At 71.0% G+C, this 528-nt stretch carries 1 pseudogene; it reads left to right on the top strand.

What is annotated here, in order from left to right:
• Nucleotides 1-91: 91 nt before the first annotated feature.
• Nucleotides 92-528: pseudogene (locus DSY14_RS28080) on the top strand (ATPase); the annotation flags it as partial.

The following is a 528-nucleotide window of genomic DNA, read 5'->3' as shown; positions in this document are numbered from 1 at the left end:
ACCCCCTGCCGCCCGTGGGGCCCACTCGTCACCCCCACGTGACACAATCCCGCACCACCACGATCGCCGACACGCAGGGGAGAACCGGGCCTTGTTCCGTACCGACACCGGATGGGTCGTCTCACCCACCGACCTGGTCGACACCCTCGAATGCGACCACCGCACCGCGCTCAAGAGCGCACTGGCCGCACACGTGCCCGGCGCACCCCACCCCGAACCCGTCGACGACCTCATCGCCCAGCACGGCCTGGCCCACGAGAAGGCCGAACTCGACCGGCTGCGCGAGGTGTTCGGCACCATCACCACCATCGCCGAACCCGAACCCGACGACCACGACCTGGCCCGCGCCGCCCGCGAGACCGCCCAGGCCATGCACGACGGCGTCCCCGTCATCTACCAGGGCGCCTTCCACCACCGCCTCACCGACCGGATCGCCTTCCACGGCCGCGCCGACTTCCTCATCCGCTCCGACCTGGACCCCACCACCGGCGACGCACGCCAGGACCACACCGGCGCGTACACCTACGA

The sequence above is a fragment of the Nocardiopsis sp. MG754419 genome (assembly GCF_018207095.1).
In the GTDB taxonomy this organism is placed as follows: domain Bacteria; phylum Actinomycetota; class Actinomycetes; order Streptosporangiales; family Streptosporangiaceae; genus Nocardiopsis.
This window is presented reverse-complemented; position numbering and strand designations above follow the sequence as displayed.